19 protein-coding genes are annotated in these 22,687 nt (G+C 55.7%); 10 read left to right on the top strand and 9 right to left on the bottom strand.

All coding sequences use genetic code 11. The annotated features are described in order from the left end of the window. Positions 1–56 precede the first annotated feature (56 nt). Positions 57–1,727: an energy-dependent translational throttle protein EttA gene (ettA, locus tag B051_RS0102265; protein WP_018476554.1), complete on the bottom strand. Its 1,671-nt coding sequence runs from the start codon at positions 1,725–1,727 to the stop codon at positions 57–59. Between the two features lie 380 nt (positions 1,728–2,107). Here ettA and B051_RS0102260 point away from each other — a divergent pair, with 380 nt between their 5' ends. The 3 genes from B051_RS0102260 (at position 2,108) to B051_RS0102250 (ending at position 4,736) form a co-directional block, all read left to right on the top strand. Continuing rightward, a complete protein-coding gene (locus B051_RS0102260; protein ID WP_018476553.1) occupies positions 2,108–3,421 on the top strand; it encodes a DUF349 domain-containing protein in 1,314 nt (437 codons plus the stop codon). Positions 3,422–3,695: 274 nt separating this feature from the next. Then, positions 3,696–3,917 (top strand): DUF2795 domain-containing protein, encoded by a 222-nt coding sequence (locus B051_RS0102255; RefSeq protein WP_007652164.1) that lies wholly within the window; start codon positions 3,696–3,698, stop codon positions 3,915–3,917. Positions 3,918–4,013: 96 nt separating this feature from the next. Continuing rightward, a complete protein-coding gene (locus tag B051_RS0102250; RefSeq protein WP_018476552.1) occupies positions 4,014–4,736 on the top strand; it encodes an ABC transporter ATP-binding protein in 723 nt (240 codons plus the stop codon). Here B051_RS0102250 and B051_RS0102245 read toward each other — a convergent pair. From B051_RS0102245 to queA, 3 genes are all read right to left on the bottom strand, one after another. Then, a complete protein-coding gene (locus B051_RS0102245) occupies positions 4,731–5,414 on the bottom strand; it encodes a 2-C-methyl-D-erythritol 4-phosphate cytidylyltransferase (RefSeq protein ID WP_018476551.1) in 684 nt (227 codons plus the stop codon). The two genes, B051_RS0102250 and B051_RS0102245, sit on opposite strands and share 6 nt — an antisense overlap. A gap of 57 nt (positions 5,415–5,471) precedes the next feature. Beyond that, a complete protein-coding gene (locus tag B051_RS0102240) occupies positions 5,472–6,101 on the bottom strand; it encodes a CatB-related O-acetyltransferase (protein WP_018476550.1) in 630 nt (209 codons plus the stop codon). Positions 6,102–6,192: 91 nt separating this feature from the next. Continuing rightward, positions 6,193–7,239: a tRNA preQ1(34) S-adenosylmethionine ribosyltransferase-isomerase QueA gene (gene queA, locus B051_RS0102235; protein WP_018476549.1), complete on the bottom strand. Its 1,047-nt coding sequence runs from the start codon at positions 7,237–7,239 to the stop codon at positions 6,193–6,195. Positions 7,240–7,422: 183 nt separating this feature from the next. Here queA and B051_RS0102230 point away from each other — a divergent pair, with 183 nt between their 5' ends. Together B051_RS0102230 and B051_RS0102225 are read left to right on the top strand one after the other, a co-directional pair. Further along, entirely contained in the window at positions 7,423–8,670 is a 1,248-nt protein-coding gene (locus B051_RS0102230) for an ABC transporter permease (protein ID WP_018476548.1), read from the top strand. A 144-nt stretch (positions 8,671–8,814) separates the two neighbouring features. Next, positions 8,815–9,678, top strand: a complete 864-nt coding sequence (locus tag B051_RS0102225) for an LOG family protein (RefSeq protein WP_018476547.1) — start codon at positions 8,815–8,817, stop codon at positions 9,676–9,678. 109 nt (positions 9,679–9,787) lie between these two features. Here B051_RS0102225 and B051_RS0102220 read toward each other — a convergent pair whose 3' ends face one another. The 3 genes from B051_RS0102220 to B051_RS20740 are packed head-to-tail and all read right to left on the bottom strand — an operon-like array spanning position 9,788 to position 15,647. Continuing rightward, positions 9,788–11,860 (bottom strand): hypothetical protein, encoded by a 2,073-nt coding sequence (locus B051_RS0102220; protein ID WP_245539559.1) that lies wholly within the window; start codon positions 11,858–11,860, stop codon positions 9,788–9,790. Positions 11,861–11,907: 47 nt separating this feature from the next. Continuing rightward, complete coding sequence (locus B051_RS0102215) at positions 11,908–12,972, bottom strand: DUF4249 domain-containing protein (protein ID WP_018476545.1); 1,065 nt, start codon at positions 12,970–12,972, stop codon at positions 11,908–11,910. After that, positions 12,969–15,647 (bottom strand): TonB-dependent receptor, encoded by a 2,679-nt coding sequence (locus B051_RS20740; RefSeq protein ID WP_083919409.1) that lies wholly within the window; start codon positions 15,645–15,647, stop codon positions 12,969–12,971. The genes B051_RS0102215 and B051_RS20740 overlap by 4 nt, the downstream gene beginning before the upstream one ends. 226 nt (positions 15,648–15,873) lie before the next feature. On the opposite strand from B051_RS20740, the gene B051_RS20735 reads away from it, so the two are divergent. The 4 genes from B051_RS20735 (at position 15,874) to uvrA (ending at position 20,334) form a co-directional block, all read left to right on the top strand. Further along, positions 15,874–16,266: a DUF202 domain-containing protein gene (locus tag B051_RS20735; RefSeq protein ID WP_018476543.1), complete on the top strand. Its 393-nt coding sequence runs from the start codon at positions 15,874–15,876 to the stop codon at positions 16,264–16,266. A gap of 116 nt (positions 16,267–16,382) precedes the next feature. After that, positions 16,383–16,778 (top strand): DUF202 domain-containing protein, encoded by a 396-nt coding sequence (locus B051_RS0102200; protein WP_018476542.1) that lies wholly within the window; start codon positions 16,383–16,385, stop codon positions 16,776–16,778. A 127-nt stretch (positions 16,779–16,905) separates the two neighbouring features. After that, the gene (locus B051_RS0102195; protein WP_018476541.1) at positions 16,906–17,307 is read left to right on the top strand and encodes a YidH family protein; all 402 of its coding nucleotides are present in this window, start codon (positions 16,906–16,908) and stop codon (positions 17,305–17,307) included. A 129-nt stretch (positions 17,308–17,436) separates the two neighbouring features. Continuing rightward, positions 17,437–20,334, top strand: a complete 2,898-nt coding sequence (gene uvrA, locus B051_RS0102190) for an excinuclease ABC subunit UvrA (RefSeq protein ID WP_018476540.1) — start codon at positions 17,437–17,439, stop codon at positions 20,332–20,334. A gap of 47 nt (positions 20,335–20,381) precedes the next feature. Here uvrA and B051_RS0102185 read toward each other — a convergent pair whose 3' ends face one another. Beyond that, a complete protein-coding gene (locus tag B051_RS0102185) occupies positions 20,382–20,954 on the bottom strand; it encodes a DUF4142 domain-containing protein (RefSeq protein ID WP_018476539.1) in 573 nt (190 codons plus the stop codon). Positions 20,955–21,041: 87 nt separating this feature from the next. Then, positions 21,042–21,668 (bottom strand): DUF4142 domain-containing protein, encoded by a 627-nt coding sequence (locus tag B051_RS0102180; protein ID WP_018476538.1) that lies wholly within the window; start codon positions 21,666–21,668, stop codon positions 21,042–21,044. 220 nt (positions 21,669–21,888) lie between these two features. Here B051_RS0102180 and B051_RS0102175 point away from each other — a divergent pair, with 220 nt between their 5' ends. Continuing rightward, the gene (locus B051_RS0102175; protein WP_157578468.1) at positions 21,889–22,605 is read left to right on the top strand and encodes an ABC transporter ATP-binding protein; all 717 of its coding nucleotides are present in this window, start codon (positions 21,889–21,891) and stop codon (positions 22,603–22,605) included. Positions 22,606–22,687 lie beyond the last annotated feature (82 nt).

The raw sequence follows: 22,687 nt of genomic DNA, 5'->3' as shown, positions 1-22,687 counted from the left end.
CCCCGCCGACCAGGTTAGGCGACGGGGGCTTTTGGATGAAAGTATAAGGTTTTACACTACACCAGTTTTTTATATCGTATGCGCTTCGGCTCCACATCGCCCATGCGCTTCTTCTTGTTTTCCTCGTAATCGGTATAATTGCCCTCGAACCAGTATACCTGTGAGTCTCCTTCAAAAGCCAGGATGTGTGTGCAGATACGGTCCAGGAACCAGCGGTCGTGGGAGATAATTACGGCGCAGCCGGCAAAGCTCTCCAGCGCGTCCTCCAGCGCCCGGATAGCATTCACATCCAGGTCGTTGGTCGGTTCGTCGAGCAGCAGGAGGTTGCCGCCTTCTTTCAGCGTCATGGCCAGGTGCACGCGGTTGCGCTCACCACCCGACAGCTTCTCCACTTTCTTCTCCTGGTCTCCGCCCGAGAAGTTGAACTTGCTCACATAGGCGCGGGAAACAATCTGGCGTCCGGCCATCAGCATGTGCTCCGTTCCCCCGGAAATCACCTCAAACACGGTTTTGTTCGGGTCCAGGTTGGCGTGCTCCTGGTCCACGTAAGATATCTGAACGGTAGAGCCTACCACAAACTCACCGGCATCAGGTTTCTCCTGGCCTGTTATTAGTTTGAAAAGCGTTGTCTTACCAGCGCCGTTCGGCCCAATGATGCCCACGATGCCGCCTTGCGGCAGGGCGAAGTTCAGGTTCTCGAACAGCAGCTTGTCACCATAGGCCTTGCTGATGTTGTGCGCCTCAATGACCTGCGCTCCCAGGCGCGGACCATCAGGTATGAAAAGCTCCAGCTTTGCCTCTTTCTTGGCGGCTTCTTCTCCGGCTAGCTTATCATACTGGCTGATACGCGCCTTGGATTTGGCGTGACGGGCCTTCGGAGCCATACGCACCCACTCCAACTCGCGCTGCAGGGTTTTCTGGCGCTTGCTCTCTGTCTTCTCTTCTTTGGCCAAGCGAGCAGCCTTCTGCTCCAGCCAGCTGCTGTAGTTGCCCTTCCAAGGTATACCCTCGCCACGGTCCAGCTCCAGTATCCAACCCGCCACATTGTCCAAGAAGTAGCGGTCGTGGGTTACGGCAATCACGGTTCCCTTGTAGTGCTGCAGGTGTTGCTCCAGCCAGTCCACCGACTCGGCATCCAAGTGGTTGGTAGGTTCGTCGAGCAGCAGCACGTCCGGCTCCTGCAGCAGAAGGCGGCACAGGGCCACGCGGCGCTTCTCACCACCCGACAGGTTGCCGATGATGGCATCTTCGGGTGGGGTGCGCAATGCATCCATGGCGCGCTCCAGTCGGTTGTCGAGTTCCCAGGCGTTGTGCTGGTCCAGCTTCTCCTGCACCATTCCCTGGCGCTCGATGAGCTTGTTCATCTCATCGTCGGTCATCTCCTCGGCAAACTTCATGTTGATTTCGTCGAACTCCCGCAGCAGGGCCACCACCTCGCTCACGCCTTCTTCGACCACCTCGCGCACGGTCTTGGTCGGGTCCAGCTGCGGCTCCTGCTCCAGGTAGCCCACGGTATAGCCCGGCGACCACACCACTTCGCCACGGATTTCCTTGTCCACGCCGGCTATGATTTTGAGCAGGCTCGACTTACCTGAGCCGTTGAGGCCCAGCACGCCAATTTTGGCGCCGTAGAAAAATGACAGGTAGATGTTCTTCAGTACTTGCTTCTGAGGGGGGTAAATCTTGCTGACCCCAGCCATGGAAAAAATGATGGTTTCGTTGCTCATATCGCTCTATATCGGTTAGTTCGCTGCACCGGGCAGCTATTCTTACATGCTTATGAAGGGTATAAACCGGCCCCTGCGGCGGCTGCAGGTACAATTGGCCGGATATTATGCCTCTAATTACAAATATCGGAAAAATTCATTCATTTATGCTTCACAAAAGTGCTTTGAAATCATTAAACTTGTAGAAAAACTGTATGGGAGAAGTACGCACCGACTTATTTCAGCACCAGTTTAGACGGCTACGTTTCGTTTGCTGCTTGGGGCGCCAGAGCACCAAAACAGCAAAACAAACGCTGCTACCTAACTTGCGTATGCTAAGGTTAGTTTGAATTTTTGCGCCTGTTCTCCCTATTATGTCCCGATTATAACCCGATCCTTGAATGGAAAACAACGAACAATTGGAAGAAGCCAGAAAGTATGGCTTCATTCAGGACCAGCAAGTATGGTTAAAGGCTTTTATGAACTACCCCGATAGAAGGGTGGGCGAGGTAAAAGAATCAGAAGAAGACTCGCTGGTATACTTCGCTAAGCGTTTCGATATGTTCCGCGAGAAGGTGAACAACCTGCTGGAGCGCATCGCAACCTCTGAAAACAAAGGCTCTTTCCTGATGAAAGTGCTGCACATGAAGGAACAGGTAGGGAACTACGACGCTCTGGGGAACTTTGAGGAGATATACCATACCCTGAGCCAAGCGGAAGAAGAGATAAACGAGACCATCCGGCAGAACCGCGAGAAGAACCTGAGCACCAAGATTGGCCTGATACAGGAGGCGGAGGCGCTGCAGGACAGTGTGGAGTGGAAGGAAACCTCTGACAAGATGAAGGACCTGCGCGCCACCTGGATTAAGACCGGCCCTGTAGAGAAGGAACTGACCGATGAGATTGAAGAACGCTTCAAAGCCGCGCTGGAAGGGTTCTTTGAGCGCAAGAAATCGTTCTTCAACGACAAGAAGCAGATGCAGAACCGCACCTATGAGCGGTACAAGGACCTCATCCAGCGGTCGGTGGCCCTGCAGAACTCCGAAGATTGGGAGGCGACTACTGCCAAGCTGAAGGAGCTGCAGAACCAGTGGAAGCAGATTGGCGGCTCATTGCCCCGCGCCACCACCAACAAGCTCTGGACAGACTTCCGAAAGGCGCATAACCACTTTTTTGAGCGCCTGAAGGTTAAAATCACGAATGAGAAGACGGAGTCGAAAGACAAGTACTATGAAGTGAACCTGGAGAAAAAGCAGGACCTGGTGAGCCAGGCCGAGCAACTGCTCCAGCACAACAGCCTGAACGATGCCGTACGGCGCGCCAAGGAGCTGCAGGCTGAGTGGAAGAAAGTAGGCCCAGTTCGACCCGACGTATCTGATGCCGTTTGGGAGCGCTTCATCAAAGCCTGCGACCGCGTGTTTGAGATGAGTAGCCTGGAGCACTACATCCGCAAGCGCCAGCAGAGCTCCAACGAGACCTACAGCGACGAGGATGGGCTGCACGCGCGCATCAACGCGCTGAGAGACTTCATCAAGTCGGACAGGCAGGAACTGGAGGTATTGGAGACAAACCTGGGCAAGCTGAGCGATGCGCCAAGCAACGATGCTTTCAGAAGCATGCTGCAGGGCAAAATCCGGAACTTCAACCGTAAAATCAAAACCAAGCAGGATTTGATTGAGATGTTCCAGGGGCAGTTGAGCACCAGCAGTAAATAAATATAACAATTTACTTATATAAATATAGACCGCGCCTGTTGCTTATGCGGCAGGCGCGGTCTATATTTACATACAAAGCAGCAGAAGCCGTTTGTGAGACTCGAACAGGTTCAAAAAAACTTACCCCTTCTTGAACATTTGTAACCTGTTTGCGTTGTTTTGGTAAAAACAGATATAAAAAGCAATAAATATCGCTTGAAAATTTTTGTTTGTGTATTTATTTATACTTTTGCAAACCATTTTTTAAAAGCATTAAGTTAAGGAGAAACATACTATGTATTGGACACTGGAATTAGCTTCATACCTGGAGGATGCACCCTGGCCAGCTACTAAAGACGAATTGATTGACTACTCTATTCGCTCAGGCGCTCCGATGGAGGTTGTAGAGAACCTGCAGGCCCTGGAAGACGACGGACAGCCGTATGAGAACATTGAGGAGATTTGGCCGGACTATCCTACCAAAGAAGACTTCATGTTCAACGAAGACGAGTACTAAGGCTAAGTAAGGATTATGAATTAGAAATCAGAAATCGCTCTTGAATGGCACCCACATTCCTAGTTTTGAATTTCTGATTTCTAATTAAGCATAACATTGATTGTTGAAGTAAAAAATCTGGTTGCGGGTTACGAACAACGTGTTCTGATTCGCAACCTTTCTTTTTCCATACCTGCCCCCTCCTTTGTAGCCATCATCGGGCACAACGGTGCTGGCAAAACCACTTTCTTCAAAGCTTTTCAGCAGAAGGTAGCCTATCAGGGCCAGATACTGGTGCAGCAGCAGGATTTGCGCCATACCCACAACGCCGCCGCCACGGGCCTCCTCTCCTACCTGCCCCAGAAAAACATCGTTTCCTTTCCCATCAAGGTGCACGACCTGGTTGTGATGGGCCTGTTCCGTAAGAAGCGCTTTTTTGACAACTACAGCTCTGAAGACTATACCCTGGCCGCGACCATACTGGAGCAGCTGGAGCTTACCCACCTGCGGGAGCAGGATTTCACGACCTTGTCAGGAGGAGAACAGCAACTGGTGTGGCTGGCGCAGCTTATGCTGCAGGATGCCGACACCGTACTGCTCGATGAACCGACGCAGCAGCTAGACGTCTATTACAAGAAGCAGGTATTCCACCTGTTGCAAGAATGGGTGCAGCAAAAAGGCAAGACGGTGTTCTGCATAACACATGACCTCCACAACCTGCTGCCCCTGCAGGGCTTCTTGCTCAACCTAAGCAAACCGGCCCCCTACCTGGAGCCCATCACACCGGACGCCGTGCACGAGAACCAGGAATTCCTGGAGGCAGGAAGGCCAAAACTATAGCTCCTGCTTCACCAGCACTTCGGCCAGCAGCAGGTCCTCGGGGGTGGTGATTTTGATGTTGCTGTAGCTGCCCTCCACCAGTGCTATACCTTCTCCGAGCTGCTCCACCACCGAAGCATCGTCTGTGAAGAAGTCCTGCTCCTGCTGCTCGTAAGCCCGGCGCAGCAGGCTTGCCTTAAAGCATTGGGGCGTCTGCACCAGCTTGTAGTTGGCCCTTGGCACAGCGCGGCTTCCCTGCCCTGTGAGCTCCCGAATGGAATCTTTGAGCGAGACGGCCACTACGGCGGCTCCTTGCTCCTCAGCCGTCTTGAAAGCCGCGTCTATGATGCCTGTTGATACAAAAGGACGTACGCCGTCGTGCACCGCCACTAGTGCCTCACCATACACATGACCCAAACCATTCTTCACGGAGCCGAAGCGGGTGCTCCCGCCTGGAACCACCATATGGAAAATCTTGAAAGCATGCTGCTTGCAGAGCTCCTTCCATACCTGCAATTGGTCCTGCGGCAGTACCACGATGATTCGTATGTTGGGGTTGAACCGGTAGAAGCGCTCAATGGTGTGCATTAAGATGGGCTTACCCGCCAGTTCGAGGAACTGCTTGGGCAGGTCGCGCTGCATGCGGCTGCCGGTGCCGCCTGCCACGATGATGGCGTATTGTTGTAAGCTTTGGTTCATGTTGTAACGGTGCGACAGGTATAGGACTCGCTGCAAAGATAGGTATAGCGGCTCACACTACCGGCACCTTGCCAGCGCCTCCACATCCGCGGCGTGGATGGTCTCCAGGTTACGACTGATTTTTTCGGGCGCCCAATCCCACCAGGCAATCTGCAGCAGCTTTTCCACCTTATCCGGAGCAAAGCGCATCTTCACTACCTGTGCCGGGTTGCCCGCTACAATGGCATAGTCCGGCACGTCTTTGGTTACCACCGCTTTTGTGGCCACTATGGCTCCATTCCCGATTCTCACACCCGGCATCAGGACCGCCTCATACCCTATCCAGACGTCGTTTTCCACCACCGTATCGCCTTTGTGCGGGTAGGCTGCGCCATCGTTTATCTTCTCCCAACCGTTGCCGAAGATGGCGAAGGGGTAGGACGAGATGGGCGCTGTTTCATGGTTGCCGCCGTTCATGATGAACTTAGCACCGGAGGCGATAGCGCAGAACCTGCCAATACGCAGCTTGTCGCCGATGAAGTCGAAGTGGTACAGCACGTTCTTCTCAAAGTTGTGCGGATCCTCCAGGTCATCGTAGTAGGTATAATCCCCCACGATGATGTTCGGGTTCCGGATGATGTTCTTCAGGAACACCAGCTTCTGGTGGTGTGGCAGCGGATGGAGGGTATTAGGGTTAGGGCCTGTCATGGTGCTGATGAGTTAGGTATACCTTTGCAAATAAAACGAAAAGCCCCGACTCCAGGAGCCGGGGCTTTCAAAAAATCTGTCTAGCTGTGGATTACAGAATCAGCATCACGTCGCCGTAGCTGAAGAAGCGGTATTTCTGTTTCACGGCCTCTTCATACGCTTTCATCACCAGGTCATACCCCCCAAAGGCGGCGGTCATCATGAGCAGTGTGCTCTCCGGCATGTGGAAGTTCGTCACCAAGCTGTTGGCTATCTTGAAGTCGTAGGGAGGGAAGATGAAGCGGTCTGTCCAGCCTTCGTTCGGCTTCAGGCGGTTGCTAGCTGAAACCGATGATTCGAGCGCGCGCATGGTAGTGGTACCGATGGCGCACACGCGCTTCTTGCTGTCCAGGGCCTTGTTCACCAGTTCAGCCGTGTCGCCTGGGACCATGAAGTTCTCAGAGTCCATCTTGTGCTTGGTCAGGTCTTCCACATCCACCGGGCGGAACGTGCCCAAGCCTACGTGCAGGGTCAGCGGAGCCACCTCCACACCTTTGATTTCCAGACGTTTCAGCACCTCACGAGTGAAGTGCAGGCCGGCAGTAGGAGCCGCGACAGCGCCTACGTTCTTGGCATACACGGTCTGGTAGCGCTCCTTGTCCTCAGGCTCAGCCTCGCGCTTGATGTACTTCGGAAGCGGGGTCTCGCCCAGGTCGTTGATGGTCTTGTAGAACTCCTCATCCGGCCCGTCGAACAGGAACTTGATGGTGCGGCCACGGGAAGTGGTGTTGTCAATCACCTCGGCTACCAGGTCGCTTTCGCCAAAGTAGAGCTTGTTGCCCACCCGGATTTTACGGGCCGGGTCTACCAGCACGTCCCACAGGTGAATGTCCTTGTTGAGCTCACGCAGCAGGAACACCTCAATCTTGGCTCCGGTCTTCTCCTTATTGCCATAGAGGCGCGCCGGGAACACCTTCGTGTCGTTCACCACCATCACGTCGCCCTCGTCAAAATACTCCAGGATGTCCTTGAAGACCCTGTGCTCAATCTGTCCGGTGCTGCGGTGCAGCACCATCATGCGGGACTCGTCACGGTTGGCGGATGGGTGGGTGGCCAGGAGCTCAGGAGGAAGCTCGAATTTGAATTCAGATAATTTCATACTTTTTATATTACGGTATAAATCGTGCTAGCTGGTTCAGGTATACAGGTTGCTATACCTGCAAATCCTTCTGAAAAGCATACAAGCTTTTCTACTAAAGAACAAAAAATCAAGCCGCAAATTTACTTAGTTTGCCCGAAATATTCTTACTTTTAGAAAATTTACTTTGCCCCAAGAAGAACAATGCTATACCTGCGCCTCATCATAGAAAGTTTCCGATTTGCCTGGCAGGCCCTCCGGTCCAACCTGCTCCGCACGATTCTCTCTCTGCTGGGCGTCACGATTGGCATTTTCGCCATCATCTCGGTGTTCACGCTGGTCGACTCACTGGAGCGCAACGTGCGCGACAGCATGAGCTTTATAGGCGACAAGGTGCTGTACGTGGAGAAATGGCCCTGGAGCTTCGGCGGGGAGTACCCGTGGTGGAAATACTTCAAGCGCCCGCAGCCCAACGTGCATGAGTTCCGCCAGCTGGACCGCAACCTGACCAACGACGCCGGCGTGGCGATATTCGCTGACAGAGGCGGCAACGTGTTCAAGCACCGCAACAACAGCTTTGACGACGCCGGCCTGATTGGCGTGACGTACGACTACAACAGGGTAACGGAGATTCCGGTGGAGGAAGGCCGCTATTTCGTGCCACAGGAAGTGGATGCCGCCCGCAACGTGATTATCATCGGCGACGAGGTCGCCAACACGCTCTTCCCCGGGCAACCGGCCGTTGGCCAGCAGCTGAAGGTGGGAGGGCACAAGTTCAACGTGATTGGCGTGATGGAGCGGCAGGGCGAAAGCCTGTTCGGGATGCCCAATTTTGACCAGATGGGCATCATTCCGTATGCCACCTTCAGCAAGATGTTCGCCACAGGGCCAAACGGTATTGGCTCCACCATCGCCGTTAAAGGCCGCGAGGAGGACATAGGGCTGCAGGAGCTGGAGTACGAGGTGCGCGGCATGATGCGGAACATTCGGGGACTGAAGCCCCGGGACGAGGACAGTTTCGCCATCAACCGCCCCGAGATGGCCACGCAGGCCGTGACCGGCTTCTTTGAGGTGGTGGGTTTGGCTGGCTGGGTGATAGGCGGCTTCTCGATTCTGGTGGGCGGGTTCGGTATCGCCAACATCATGTTCGTGTCGGTGAAGGAGCGCACCAACATCATCGGTATACAAAAATCGCTTGGCGCCAAAAACTATTTCATCCTGTTCCAGTTCTTGTTTGAGTCGGTGTTTTTGAGCATTATCGGTGGCGGTATAGGCATCTTGCTGGTGTTCCTGCTCACGCTCATTCCGCAGGATATGATGAAAGTATCGCTCTCGGCGGGCAACATAATACTGGGTCTAGGCGTATCGGCGGTCATAGGTATGCTGTCTGGCATCATCCCGGCGGTGCTCGCCTCTAACTTAGACCCTGTTATTGCCATCCGCTCCAAGTAAAGAGTGTTATACCCGTTGCGTGCATCGTTTGCCTCACCACGTTGCCGGCGCACCCTGAAACTGTTTTTTAATGTGATGAAGGCGCCTCTGAATGAGTGCGCCGCAGGAGGCTTGCCCCCTGCAGAAGTTGATGAATAATGAATTATGACAAAGCTTAGAAAGACAAGCAAGACCAAGCTCCACGACGAGACGCTGAACAGCGGCAGTGGACAGACCATCCTTAACCCGGACGTAAACAACAACAAGGCGAAAACCATCACGGATTTACGTGAGAACGGCCATATATCGGCTCCCCCGGCCTCTGCGGAAGATATAAAAATCAGGAAGGCCTTCGTGGACAAAGACTGGAACGAAATCAAGATTGCCGACTCCTGGCAGATATTCAAGGTGATGTCGGAGTTTGTGGAAGGATTTGAGAAACTGGCCAAAATCGGCCCCTGCGTTTCCATCTTCGGCTCGGCCCGCACCAAGAGCACACACAAGTACTACATCATGGCCGAGGAGATTGCGGCCAAGCTGGTGCGCCATGGCTATGGCGTGATTACGGGCGGTGGCCCGGGCATTATGGAAGCCGGTAACAAAGGCGCTCACTCAGAGGGCGGCAAGTCCGTGGGCCTGAACATACACCTCCCATTCGAGCAGTTCAACAACATCTACATCGACTCGGACAAGCTCATCAACTTTGACTACTTCTTCGTGCGCAAGGTGATGTTCGTGAAGTACGCGCAGGGCTTTGTGGTGATGCCGGGCGGTTTCGGCACGCTGGATGAGCTGTTTGAAGCAATTACACTAATCCAGACAAAGAAAATCGGCGCCTTCCCTATCGTGCTGGTAGGCCGTGAGTACTGGGGCGGACTGATGCAGTGGGTGGAGGACGTGATGCTGAAGATGGAAAGCAACATCAGCGCCGAGGACCTGGACCTGGTGCACATCGTGGACGACCCTACGGAAGCCGTGAAGGTGATAGACGACTTCTACAGCAAGTACCTGCTGTCTCCGAACTTCTAGGAGCACAAGCCTATACCTCAAAAAAGCCCGCTGTCACAACAGCGGGCTTTTTTGTTTCGCGTGCCTGTTGTCTGCCATACCTATACCTGGCGAGCTCAGGCACAAGTGGCTAGTTTGCCGGTCTCACCTCGTATTGGGTGGTTCCTCTCAAAGGTATACCTTCGGCTGTTTGCCCCAGCACCTCTATCTGGAATGTCCCGATTTCGTCGGAGGTGAAGAAGGTGAAGGAAGCCTCTCCATTGGCGCCTGCCTGAAGCTGCGGCTCCCAGTAGACCAGCTGTCTGAAATCAGGTATGGTGCTGGCCACCGCATTTGATGTTGCCACGAAGGCCTTGGGCTGGTTGTACTGCCCGTACAGGACAGATCGCCCTTTTTCTTTCAGGCGCTCACGCGCCTCCCCGCTTTTGGTATACACCGCGAACAAGCCGTTGTCCGTCAGGTGGCCCAGATTGGCTGCGTATAGCTTCTCCTCTGACCATGCTATCTCTATGGAGGCGATGTCATTGAGGTCAAGGGCCAGTATTTCTTCCATCCCCTCGACTATGACGCCATCCACCAGGTATAGCGGCTCCTGTTTCATCATCCGTTTTGTGCCGGGGGCCACGTACAGCAGCCGCACGGTCTGCCTCCCCTTCTTCCGGACCATCCGCACGTTGGTGGTCACCTCTTTGATGGCCTCCTCCACGTTGTTGAACGTGATGTAGTCATCGAGCTTGAATACCCTGTCGGCGGGTAGCCGGTGGAGTGGCGCGACGGCATGTGGCTCAGTCAGACCGTATATCTCCTGCAGGTGGGCTCTGGTATGGTGTTTCTCGGCATAGGCTACCACGCTTTCGGGTAGGGCCTGCACAAAGGCGGTGTCTGTGCGTGTGCTGAAGTTCGTGCTAGCAAAGGGCTCGGCTATACCTGTCCGGGGCAGTGCCGCCACAAACGGCTCCAGTTCATGGGTGGCCTCTGTCTTGCCGGCCAGTACATCTTTCCAAAGCCCTTCGTCCGCCGCGTGCACGAGCAGAAGTTCTTCCTGCATACCGCTTGTAGGTATGGCAGCCAATGGCCTGTGGAAGCCAGGGCGTTGGGCAGACACCGCCACGGCCAGCTTGGCTCTTTCCGGGATTCCCTGCAACGTCACCTTCACCTGCTGGCGCGTGCCGTACTGCGGCCTGTCTGTCTTCACCTGAAGCCCTGTCGGCAACTGTGCAGGCAACACCAGTTGCTCCGCCTCAATCAGCCCTGCTGGGTTGAGGAGCAGCAAGCGGAGGGATTTGCCGGGCGTTGCCTGCCACGGCACGCGAACTATACCGGATGTTTTGGCGCTGTGGGTGAACACCACCTGGTCGCCGGATGTCGCCAGCAAGGTATAGGTCCAGGGCATGGTGCTGTGCACACCCACTGTGATGGCCTCCGGGCTTTGCCCCTTCACGGACAGCGCCAGCCCGTTCTGCTTTGGCTTTGGCAGCTCGGCGCGCTGCGCTTTATAGCCCTGGGCCTGCACCTGCGCCACGTATTGCGCCTGGGCGTTTGCCGGCAGCTCGAACACCCCTACTCCCGTGGCTTCGGTCTGGAAGGAGGTGACGGTGTTCCCTGCGGTATCCGCTATGATTCCTTTTGTGGCTATACCTATACCTGCGGCGTTAGTCACCACCACCGCCACCTTGGTCGTTACGCCAGCCAGCAGACTGTTTGCCTCTGGGAAAAACTGCACGTGGAGGGATGGGCTGACTGCCTTCGTATGCCGGAGCGCCACCACTTCGCGGGAGTTCACGATGAGCAGTTGCTCCCGGTGCTGTTGCTTATCACTGAAGTTCTTGAGCCAGTTGGTGGTAGCCAACAGTGTATAGGAGCCGGAGGGCAACGTGCTGGGGAGTAGCATGTCGCCGTAGGCTATACCTTCCTCCACCACCAGCCGTTGGTTGATGAGGGTGGTTCCGTTCGCATCCTGCAATTCCACATACAGCGCTCGGCTCGGTGGCCTGTTTGAGGTTTTGTTGATGAAGGCCTTGAACCAGAGCCTCTCCCCAGCGGCATACCAGGGTTGGCTGTGCACGAGCCGCACCTGCTCGTCTGCCAGCAGGGTTTGCACCTGCTCCACTCCTGCAACACGTTGCCCCTGCTGCTGCCCCAGCACTGGCCCAGTCAGCAGCGGGGCCGCCAGCAGAAGAAGTATTGTCGTTAATGTTCGCATGGAGTTACTTTCTGGATTCAAGTTGCGCATCTGTTTTGGAGTTGGGGCTAAAATCCGAGGGGCTTTTCGTTGGTCACGTTCGGGTAAAGTCCTAGGATTAGACAATTGCCTTTGGGCAGCTCGTAGGGCAGCCCCGGGAACGGAGCGTACTGCGACCTGTTGATGACGAGGAAGCTGTCGTTCAGGGCGGAGACGCTGAAGTAGCCAGTCACCTGCTCCTCGGGGTCTGTCAGGCTGTAGACGTTGCCGGTAATGCGGGCCGCAGGCGGGTCGAATATGCTGCCCACACTCGACTGCTGCTGACTCAGGAGCCGCCAGAACTCGTAGGCCTCCGCTGTGAGGGAATACTGCCTGATTTTGATGCGGTACTTGGTGGGTATGTCGGCGGGCACCACCACGACGTGCTGCTCAAACAGCCGCCCGTTCACCAGGCGGTCATCGGAAACCACGACTTTGGTGTTGATGCTGCCCACATGGGACCAGCATTGAGAGGGCAGCGGTGTGTCTCCCACGTCTGAGAAGAATTCGAACACCCCCTCCGTATCCCAGCGGTAGTAGTTGCCTCGCTCCGCTGGGTCCTGCGCCTGTGCCTTCACCTCAAACCCTACGGATTTACGCTCCACCAGCACGCCAGCCGAGCTCCTTACCACATCGACGAACTCTTTGAACTCATACTTGATGTCGCGTATACCTGGCACCGGGCGCAGCAACTCCGGCCGGGAGGCATACTCGCGTCCGTCGGGCAGCCTGATGTGGAGGGTATAAGTTCTGCGTGGCTGCACCTCAAAGTCGCTTTCCAAAAGGGTATAGACGCCTCGGGCTCCTTCTGTCAGGGACATACTATTGCCCTGGTTGTCTTGCAGGAGGACGGTGGCGCCCAGCACGGGCTCGTTGAGCACCTGCCGCTTCTCCCCGTCAAAGGGTTCGGTCCAGGTGAGGGTGACTTTGTTCAGTTCCGGCAGGTTCTGGTCTGTCACCATGCCGCTGACCACCAGCGAGCGCTTCTCGGTGCCGGTTTTCAGTTCGAAGGGCTCCACGCAGGCCTGCAGGCTCAGGAAGATGAGCAGTAGCGCCCACAGTCCGTTTCTATGCCCTGTTCTCCCCTGTATCATTTGGTTAGCTTGAAATTGTAAGTGATGGCTGGCACCGCCGAGCCTACGACCGACAGCCGGTAGGCCTGCGGCACCGTGCCGCCGTAGCTGGCTTTGAAGAAAACAGAGTACGGGTTCTGTCGGCCATATACGTTGTACACCGAGAACACCCAGCTGCTCACCCAGTTCGCATTCCGCTTGTTCGTCCCGTCGATGGTCAGGGCCAGGTCCAGGCGGTGGTAATCGGGGATGCGGTGCTGGTTGCGGTCGCTGTAGTTGACCATCAGCAGGCCGTCTATCACAGCCACTGACTCGGGGTAGGTGATAGGCCGGCCCGTGCTGTAGGTGAAGTTGGCGGCCAGGCTAATTAATCGGCTCAGCTGCTGGTTCAGCACCAGCGTGAGGTCGTGTGGCTTGTCGAAGTTGGCCGGGAAATAGTCGCCGTTGTTGATTTTCTCCTCAGCCGTCGGGCCATCCACGCGGCGCAACGACCTGGAGTAAGTATAGCTGGCCCAACCGGTCAGTCGTTTTCCTGAGCGGCGCAGCATCAACTCCAACCCGTAGGCCTTGCCATCTCCCGGCAACAAATCGGCATCCAGGGTGCTGTTGAGCAGCAGCTGCGCGCCATCCTTGTACTCTACCAGGTTGTGCAGTTTCTTGTAATAAGCCTCCGCCGACAGCTCCACTGTGTTGTCCTGCATGTTTTTGAAGAAGCCGAGAGCCAATTGGTCTCCCACCTGCGGCTTCAGGTAGGCGTTGCTGGTCTTCCAGATGTCCACGGGCGAGGCGGCTGTGGTGTTGGAGATGAGGTGGATGTACTGCACCATGCGGTTGTAGCCCAGTTTCAGGGAGCTGTTCTGCCCCAGGCTCACCCGCAGCGAGGCCCTGGGCTCGAGGTAATTGTATTGTTGTATGACTTTGCCGTTGGCGTAGCGCAGCGTGTCGATGATGGTGGACTCCCGGCGGGGCACCTCTGGGTTGTAGAGGTATACCTCCCCCGGCCCCAGGTTGAAATAGGAAGAGTAGCGCAGGCCATAGGCTACCGACACGCGCGGGCTGAAGGTATAGGCATGGTCCAGGTATACGGCCGTCTCCAGGGAACGCTCGCGCGCCATGCTGATGGGCAGCAGGCTCGACTGCTCCGAAGACGGTCTGAGCACACCAGGGTTGAAGTTGTGCCACGCCGAGGAGGCTCCCAGGTTTATTTTGTGCTGCACCGATGGCTCATAGCTGAAGTCGGCCTGCAGCATTTTGTATTTGATTTCAGAGTCGAGGGTGTAGTCAGATGGTTTTGTCTCCGCGCTCACACCGTAATCATAATCGCCTGCCACGGCAGTCACCGTGGAGAGCAGCTTGTTACTGAAGGTATGGTTCCAGCGGACGGTGCCGGTGGCCGTGCCCCAGGTATAGGTGGTGTCGGCCCCGAAGCGGAAGCCGTCGCGGCTCAGGTAGCCGGAGGCGGTCAGTTGGTCTTTCTCGCTGAGCACATAGCTTACTTTGGCGTTGACGTCATAGAAATAGCCATCGCTGTCGCGCACCGACTTGTCGGGCATGTAGCGCAGCGCGAGGCCCGGGTAAGCACCACGTCCGCCCAGCACAAAGGAGGCTTTGTCTTTCACAATCGGCCCCTCCACCATCAGGCGGCTCGACAGCAGGCCGATGCCGCCGCTCACGATAGGTGCTTTCTTGTTACCCTCCTTCAGTTCCACATCCAGCACCGATGAGATGCGGCCTCCATAGCGGGCAGGTATACCGCCGCGATACAGCGTCACGTCCCGCACCATGTCCGGGTTGAACACCGAGAAGAAGCCGAACAGGTGCGAGGAGCTGAAGAGCGGCGCCTGGTCCTGCAGCACCAGGTTCTGATCGATGCTGCCGCCCCGCACGTTGAAGCCGCTTGCACCCTCCCCTACCGTGGTCACGCCTGGCAGCATGAGCACGCTGCGTATCACGTCCACCTCCCCCAGGAAGGCGGGCATTTTTCTGACTTCTGCTATGTTGAGGCGGGCGACACCCATCTCCAGGCTTTCCACGTTGTGGTCAGGGGCCTTGGCAGACACCGCCACTTCGCGCAGCTGGTTGCTCACCTCGAAAAGCTCCACATCCATGGTGCGACTCTGCTGCAGCCGTACCCGCCGCTTGTCTTCGGTCATGCCCACGGCTCTCACTCGTAGCGTGTACTCCCCGGCAGGTGCCGTCAAGGTATAGTAGCCTTTCTCGTCGGCCACCGTGCCTTTCTTGAGTTCCTCCAGCAGCACCGTTGCGCCCACAAAGGGCTCGCCTGTTTTGGCGCTCCGCACATGGCCGCTCAACGTGACGGTTCTGTCAGGGGTGGCTATACCTGCGGCAGCCGCAGCAAGGGCCGTGTCGGGCTGGAACACGCTGGCCGCTGAAAGAGGCACCAGCACCACCGTCTGAGCATCGTAAAAAACGAACGAGAGCTGTGCCTTTTCGAGCAGTTGCCGCAGGGCGGTGGCAAAAGGCGTCTGGTTGAAATTTTGCGTGACGCGCACCGGCTCCACCCACTCCGGCAGGTAGAAGATGCGGATGCTGTGTTGTTGCTGCAGCTCCCGCAGCACTTCCTGCAGCGGCCGATTCTGGTAGTTTGCGGTTATGGGGCGTTGGTCAGCGTTTTGTGCCCATCCCTTGCCCGGCAACAGGAGCAGGAGCAGCATCAGGCAATAGAGTCTTCTCATAGTCGGTGTATGGGTGCAGTGACGTGGGCCTGAAGCAGACCATCCATTTGATGCACCCTGGCAAGTATAGCAATATAAAGTTTTTCTATTGATTTAAAAATGCCCGTGTTGCGCTTTATTTCTCCTTTGCCTTGCCAGGTATAGCCGCTTCGCCCGATGCCCTGTTTTGCCCTGAAGGAGCAGCAGCAGCAGCTACCTTCCGGAGGGCAGGTTCGTATAATGGACTATGAACATCAGAGCTATACTGCACCGGAAATCGAGGAAAGACATCAAAAAGGACCTGAAGGTACAGGAGAAGCAGAATGTCGAGATTCGGGATAGCCTGGCCATGGAGCGCACCAAGCTGGCCAATGAGCGGACGTTCCTGGCCTACAGCCGCACAGCCATGGCACTCGTTATTGCCGGGCTTTCCTTCATCAAATTTTTTGAGGACCCGATTTACCAGGCAATGGGCGCCCTGTTCATACCCATAGGCCTGGTGGTTGGCTTCATAGGCTACCGCAAATACTCCAAAAAGCAGACGAAGATTGAGAACCACACCAGCGCCTACACGCCCACAAGTACAACGCATGCCGAGGTCATCGCTCAGGAAAAGAAAGACCCTGACCCTACGCTTTGACGACACGCGGCCGCCTTGTGCTTTTATCCTTCATACAGATGGTTTTGCCCTGATTTACAGTAAATTGCCTACCTCCTCGTACCACCCATCCGTATAGTTACTTATAGGTCCGTGCTATGATAGACGCCGACAAAGCAACGATTAAGAAGCTCAAGAAGAAGCTCAAGGTGCAGGAGAAGAAGAATGCCGAGATACGCGACCACATGGCTGCGGAGCGCACCATCTTCGCCAACGAGCGCACCCTGATGGCCTACCTGCGCACGGCCATGACGATTTCGGTGGGTGGCTATGTGGCCATAAAACTATCCGACGACCTATACCTGGATATCATTGGCATCATCCTGATTCCCCTCGGCCTCATTCTGGCGATTTACAGTTTCCTACGGTACCGCACGAAACAGAAACTCATTGAGGGCCACCACCAGGACTACTGCCCTACCAGCCACGAGCACGAAAAGGCCCATAACGACCATCATGGCCTGAGCAAGAACGGGCAAGCAAGCCATACCTGAACCTTTCCCTCGTATTTCTGTTTTTTTGTGCCGCTAGCGTCTGTCGCTTAGGTTGCCATACCTTGGCCGGCGTAGCAAGGGTACCCACTCAAGCCGACACCATCTCCAATTAAGGTATACCCGTATATTGGCTGAAAAAAGCGCCATGGACAGCCTGGAGAACGAAGAAATAAAGAAGCTGAGGAAGAAACTGAAGCAGCAGGAAAAGAAGAACTCTGAAATTCGCGACCAAATGGCCATACAGCGCACCATCTTCGCCAACGAGCGTACCCTCATGGCTTACCTGCGCACGGCCATCGCCCTGATAGGTGGTGGCTTCGCCGCCGTCAAACTCTCCCAGCACGTCTACATGGAGTTCCTGGGGCTTGCCTTGATGACTGTTGGGGTGCTGCTGACCATCTACAGCTTTTATAGGTACTTTCAGAAACAGAAGCTCATCAAACGCCAGCGGCAGGACTACACCCACACCAGCCACACCCACGCCGAGCTGCACGAAAAGGAAGCTTCCCGCTACGGAAACGTGGACTGAGCCCTGGCTAACTAAGTTAGCAGATGCTAAACCATTTGCCGCCGATTGCTGTTAAGAAGGGTTGGTGCATTGCGTCTGCATAGCGCTGATTATTTTGTACCTTTGCTATTTAAAATCAAGCATTCCTGAATGGCTTTTAACCAAGCGCAAGAAACCGCGACAGGCACCGCTCCTGCTGTCCTCCCAGAGAACGGAGAATCCCAGCAGATAGAGGTATACGGCGCCCGCGAACATAACCTCAAGAACATCTCCATCAAGCTGCCACGCTACAAGCTGGTGGTGTTCACCGGCATCAGCGGCTCGGGCAAGTCCTCGCTGGCCTTTGACACCATCTACGCCGAAGGACAGCGCCGCTACATGGAAACTTTCTCGGCCTACGCCCGCTCTTTCATGGGTGGTTTGGAACGTCCGGATGTGGACAAAATCGAGGGCCTTTCTCCGGTGATTTCCATCGAGCAGAAGACCACGAGCCGCAACCCGCGCTCCACCGTGGGCACCATCACCGAGATTTACGACTTCATGCGTCTGCTCTGGGCCCGTACGTCCGAGGCGTTCAGCTATGTGACGGGTGAGAAAATGGTGCGCCAGAGCGACGACCAGATTGTGAACCACATCTTGGACAACTTCGACGGCAAGCGCATCGTGGTGCTGGCCCCGGTGGTGAAGGGCCGTAAGGGCCACTACCGAGAGTTGTTCCAGCAAATCCGCAAGATGGGCTTCATCCGCGCCCGCGTGGACGGCGAGCTGCTGGAGATTGCCCCGAAGATGCAGGTGGACAGGTACAAGATTCACGACATCGAAATCGTAATCGACAAGATTGTGGTGAAGGAGGAAGACCGCTTCCGGCTTTCAGGCTCCATCCAGAACGCGCTCACGCACGGCAAGGGCACGGTGCTGATACTGGACGCGGATGCCGACAAGACGCTCTTCTTCTCGCGCCACCTCATGGACCCGGCGACAGGTATAGCCTACGACGACCCGGCCCCGAACTCCTTCTCCTTCAACTCGCCTTATGGCGCCTGCCCTGTGTGCAACGGCCTGGGCGAGATACAGGAAATTACGGAAGAGTCGGTTATACCTGACAAGGACCTGAGCATACGTCGCGGAGGTATAGCGCCACTTGGCGAGTACCGCGACATCTGGATTTTCAAGCAGATTGAGGCGCTCTTCAAGCACTTCAAGGTATCGGTTTCCACGCCCATCAAAGACCTACCCGAGGATGTGTTGAAGGTGCTGCTCTACGGGTTGGAGGAAGACCTAGAAGTTAACACCAAGAAGGGCAACTATACTGTGGAGTTTGAGGGCATCATCAACTTCCTCAAAGGCCAGATGGAGTCCGATTCTGACAACATCCGCGCCTGGATTGACGACTTCACACAGACGAACACCTGCCCCGAGTGCAACGGCTACCGGCTCAAGAAAGAATCGCTGCACTTCAAGATTGACAACAAGAACATCGGAGAGCTCTCCGTGCTGGACATCAACAAGCTGGCTGCCTGGTTTGAGGGGCTGGAGGAACGCCTGAACGAGCGCCAGAATGTGATTGCGCGCGAATTGCTGAAGGAAATCCGCAAACGCATCGGCTTCCTGTTGGATGTTGGACTGGATTACCTGAGCCTGCACCGCCCAGTCAAGACGCTGTCGGGTGGCGAGAGCCAGCGTATACGCCTGGCCACGCAAATCGGTACGCAGCTGGTGGGTGTGCTCTACATCATGGATGAGCCGAGCATCGGTCTGCACCAGCGCGACAACGAGCGCCTAATAAACGCCCTGAAGGACCTGCGCGACCTCGGCAATACCATCATTGTGGTGGAGCACGACAAGGACATGATTCTGGCCGCTGACTATGTGGTGGACATCGGTCCGGGCGCAGGTATACACGGTGGCCAGGTCGTGACGGCCGGCACGCCCGAAGAGATGATGAACGCCGGCACCACCACCGCCGACTTCCTGAGCAACCGCCGGGGTATAGAAGTGCCGCGCGTGAAACGGCCAGGCAACGGGGAGATGCTGAAACTGGTGGGCGCCACCGGGCACAACCTGAAGAACGTGACGCTGGAGCTGCCCTTGGGTAAGATGGTGTGCGTGACGGGCGTATCGGGCAGTGGCAAGTCCTCGCTCATACACGATACGCTATACCCTATCCTGAACACCTACTTCTTCCGGGCCAAGCGCGAGCCGCTACCTTACAAGAAAATAGAAGGACTTGACAAAATTGACAAGGTAATTGAGGTGGACCAGTCGCCGATTGGCCGTACGCCGCGCTCTAACCCAGCCACGTATACCGGCGTGTTCACCGAAATACGCACCTTGTTCGCGCAGCTGCCGGAGGCCAAAATCAGGGGTTACTCACCGGGTCGCTTCTCGTTCAACGTGAAGGGCGGGCGATGCGAGGCCTGTGAAGGCGCAGGTATGCGTACCATCGAGATGAACTTCCTGCCGGATGTATACGTGCCCTGCGAGGTGTGCAAAGGCAAGCGCTACAACCGCGAGACGCTGGAAGTGCGCTTCAAAGGCAAGAGCATCACCGATGTGCTGGACATGACCGTGGAGCAGGCCGTTGACTTCTTTGACAGCCAGCCCCGCATCCTGCGCAAGATACAGACGCTGAACGAGGTGGGCCTGGGCTATATCACCCTGGGCCAGCAGGCCACGACCTTATCGGGTGGCGAGGCGCAACGCGTGAAACTAGCGACGGAGCTTTCCAAGAAGGACACCGGCAAGACACTCTACATCTTGGATGAACCGACCACTGGTCTTCACTTCCAGGACATCGAACACCTGACGGAAGTGCTGCACAAGCTGACGGACAAAGGCAACAGCGTGCTCATCATCGAGCACAACCTGGACCTGATTAAAGTGGCGGACTGGATTGTCGATATCGGTCCGGAGGGCGGCGAGGCAGGCGGTACGATTGTGGCGGCCGGCACTCCCGAAGACATCGTCAAGAGGGGGAAAGGCTATACCGCCCGCTTCCTGAAGGAGGAGCTCAAGACCAGCCATTACCGCGAAAACGGACGGGCTTAAAACAAAAGCGCCGCGACTTGAACAGCCGCGGCGCTTTTGTTTTAAGGTTATATGTCGCTTAGCCTGTCTTCCAGTGTCTCGGCCTCCTGCAGGTGCTCCCGCAGGAGCGGCAACTGCTTAGATGCGAACTGCTTCACTTCCAAGGCTATTCCGTTCTCGGCCATGTCCTCGTAGCGTTTCAGGAGTTGGTCGTGCTCTTCCCGTATCCGCTTGATGTAGGCCAGGTCGAATCCTATACCTGTCTCCTTGCTCACTTCGTCGTATACCTGTTGGTGGTTGGCTCCGAGCGTGGTGGGCAGCACGAAATCACCTTCCACGGCAATGCTCTCTACATCTTCCATCACCCGTCTGTGGCCGGCTGTCATCTCCTGCGCCATCTCCTTCACCTCCGGACTCACGGCCCGCTCCAAGGCCATTTCACCCAGTTGCACCTGCAGCATGTTGGCGCTGGCGGCCTCGGCCATGAACAGCGCATCGTTCTCCATACCCTGTACCCCTGCCGCCTCAAACTGCTGTGTGCTCTGTTGCGCCGCCTGCCTGATGCTGTCGTCTCCGCTGCAGCCTGTGGCGCTGAGCAAAAGCAGCACTGCGGCAGCGTATACAGTAAATCTTGCTGTCATATAGTTGGTTTTAAAGTACGAGCATCTGCAGGCATACCTGCAGATGCTCGCGTGAAACGCTTATCAATAAGGCGTTGTGTCAAAGGTTTAGTTACCGCCCGTTGTGGTACCGGTGGTAGTTCCTGTTGTGGTACCGCCACCTAACGCATCACGTACCTGGCGGGCGCGGTCAAGATGCTGGCGCAAAGCAGGCAGCGTCTTGCTGGCAAAGGCCTTCACATCCGGGTCTTGTGTGTCGTTGTCATCGGCTACATCCTCAAAAAGCTCCACATCACTCTCGTGTGCTTCCACCATACGGTCCATATACTCTCTGTCAAACTCAGCGCCTGACTGCTCGCGCAGTTCACGCACATGGTCCATGTGGTCGCTGCTCATGCTGTCAGGCAGGGTTACGTTCTTGCTGCTGGCCAGCGTCTGCATCTCCTTGGAGGCAGCTGTGTGGTCTTTCACCATCATAGCAGCGAACTCCTTCACCTGCGGGTTGGTTGCTTTCTCCTGCGCCAGTTTGCTTGCCTCTATCTCGAGCATGCTGCTGCTGGCGGCCCGTGTCATAAAATCAGACGCATCTACCATGGCGTCTTCTGTGACAGTGTCCTCGGCTTTCTGCTCATTCACTTCCTGGGCCTGGTCCACACTGTCGGTACCTTGGTTACAGGCTACGGTGCCAAACAGAAAGGCGCACGCGATTATGCCTGTGGTTTTAATTCTTTTCATAGTTGTAGGTTCTTTTAGTTTTATATAAAAATAGCTTGAACAAATTGGTATACGCCCTAAAAGCGACTGAGTTATATAACCTCCTCAGAATATAGTGAATGAGGATGCTCCGCGTCTGCCGGCGCCGCGGATGAATTTACACCCGGCAGCACAACCTATACCTGTCTGCGCCGCTATAAATCCTCGGAAATCCGTATACTCTTACCTGATAATGTGCACCATGAAAGAAACCAGACTACTGCTTCGGCTCACGGGCTTGCTCCTGCTCTTTTACTGCCTCCCGTTAAGTGGCGTGCAGGCACAGACTGAGCGGGAAGAGGCGGCTGAGGAGCGGGAACTGCTTGAGAACATCGACCAGGACCACGACAAGACGCTCAAGCTGCACCCGCTGCATTATGGGGAAATCTACCTTTCATACGAGAAGGTGCGCGCACCGAACATCAGCAATGAGTTTGGGTTGAGCTATATCTACAAGAGCTATTTTGAAGGCGATACCTGGGCTTCGCCGGAGGCGCAGGATGCCTTGGGCATAGCCATCCGGATGAGCCAGCGCTACTATACCTCCAAGGTAAAAAAGGCGCCGTTCGGCTTCTTTCACGGTCCTCAGTTCAACTACCGCTTCGTGGTGTTTGAGCGAAACGTGTTTGACTTGCAGCAGCTGCCACCTTCTGACCCCAACTACCGCTTCGTGGGCCGACTATACCAGAACGCGCTGGACCTTAGCTACCACCTAGGGTATCAGTTTCAGCTGGGACAAAACTTTACGGCGGAGCTATCGGGTGGCATCGGCGGCCGGCTGAAGTTTGCCAAGGCCACCAACGGCGGCGATTTGATAAAGGAGAACATCATCGGCCGCGTGCTCGCCTCCGACGAAGGCGCTGTCTTCGCCATCACACCTTCACCCCAGCTTAATTTCAGCATTGGCTACTCCTTCTAGCGCCGCCAGCAGTTTTCGCCAGACCAGGTATAAGCGACTCCTCTTACAACAAGGGACATAAAAAAAGCCGGGCGCAGTGCCC

It is taken from the genome of Pontibacter roseus DSM 17521, from assembly GCF_000373265.1.
In the GTDB taxonomy this organism is placed as follows: domain Bacteria; phylum Bacteroidota; class Bacteroidia; order Cytophagales; family Hymenobacteraceae; genus Pontibacter; species Pontibacter roseus.
Note: the sequence above shows the minus strand (reverse complement) of the source record. Positions and strands in the feature narration are given on the sequence as shown.

Bases quoted from the DNA above. Each gene is read 5' to 3' on its own strand.
- queA (WP_018476549.1), bottom strand. From the start codon at position 7,239: ATGAAATTATCTGAATTCAAATTCGAGCTTCCTCCTGAGCTCCTGGCC.
- B051_RS0102220 (WP_245539559.1), bottom strand. From the start codon at position 11,860: ATGCGAACATTAACGACAATACTTCTTCTGCTGGCGGCCCCGCTGCTG.
- B051_RS0102255 (WP_007652164.1), top strand. From the start codon at position 3,696: ATGTATTGGACACTGGAATTAGCTTCATACCTGGAGGATGCACCCTGG.
- B051_RS0102200 (WP_018476542.1), top strand. From the start codon at position 16,383: ATGATAGACGCCGACAAAGCAACGATTAAGAAGCTCAAGAAGAAGCTC.
- B051_RS0102185 (WP_018476539.1), bottom strand. From the start codon at position 20,954: ATGACAGCAAGATTTACTGTATACGCTGCCGCAGTGCTGCTTTTGCTC.
- B051_RS0102230 (WP_018476548.1), top strand. From the start codon at position 7,423: ATGCTATACCTGCGCCTCATCATAGAAAGTTTCCGATTTGCCTGGCAG.
- B051_RS0102260 (WP_018476553.1), top strand. From the start codon at position 2,108: ATGGAAAACAACGAACAATTGGAAGAAGCCAGAAAGTATGGCTTCATT.
- B051_RS0102245 (WP_018476551.1), bottom strand. From the start codon at position 5,414: ATGAACCAAAGCTTACAACAATACGCCATCATCGTGGCAGGCGGCACC.
- uvrA (WP_018476540.1), top strand. From the start codon at position 17,437: ATGGCTTTTAACCAAGCGCAAGAAACCGCGACAGGCACCGCTCCTGCT.
- B051_RS0102215 (WP_018476545.1), bottom strand. From the start codon at position 12,972: ATGATACAGGGGAGAACAGGGCATAGAAACGGACTGTGGGCGCTACTG.
- B051_RS0102175 (WP_157578468.1), top strand. From the start codon at position 21,889: ATGAAAGAAACCAGACTACTGCTTCGGCTCACGGGCTTGCTCCTGCTC.
- B051_RS0102180 (WP_018476538.1), bottom strand. From the start codon at position 21,668: ATGAAAAGAATTAAAACCACAGGCATAATCGCGTGCGCCTTTCTGTTT.
- B051_RS20740 (WP_083919409.1), bottom strand. From the start codon at position 15,647: ATGAGAAGACTCTATTGCCTGATGCTGCTCCTGCTCCTGTTGCCGGGC.
- B051_RS0102225 (WP_018476547.1), top strand. From the start codon at position 8,815: ATGACAAAGCTTAGAAAGACAAGCAAGACCAAGCTCCACGACGAGACG.
- ettA (WP_018476554.1), bottom strand. From the start codon at position 1,727: ATGAGCAACGAAACCATCATTTTTTCCATGGCTGGGGTCAGCAAGATT.
- B051_RS20735 (WP_018476543.1), top strand. From the start codon at position 15,874: ATGAACATCAGAGCTATACTGCACCGGAAATCGAGGAAAGACATCAAA.
- B051_RS0102240 (WP_018476550.1), bottom strand. From the start codon at position 6,101: ATGACAGGCCCTAACCCTAATACCCTCCATCCGCTGCCACACCACCAG.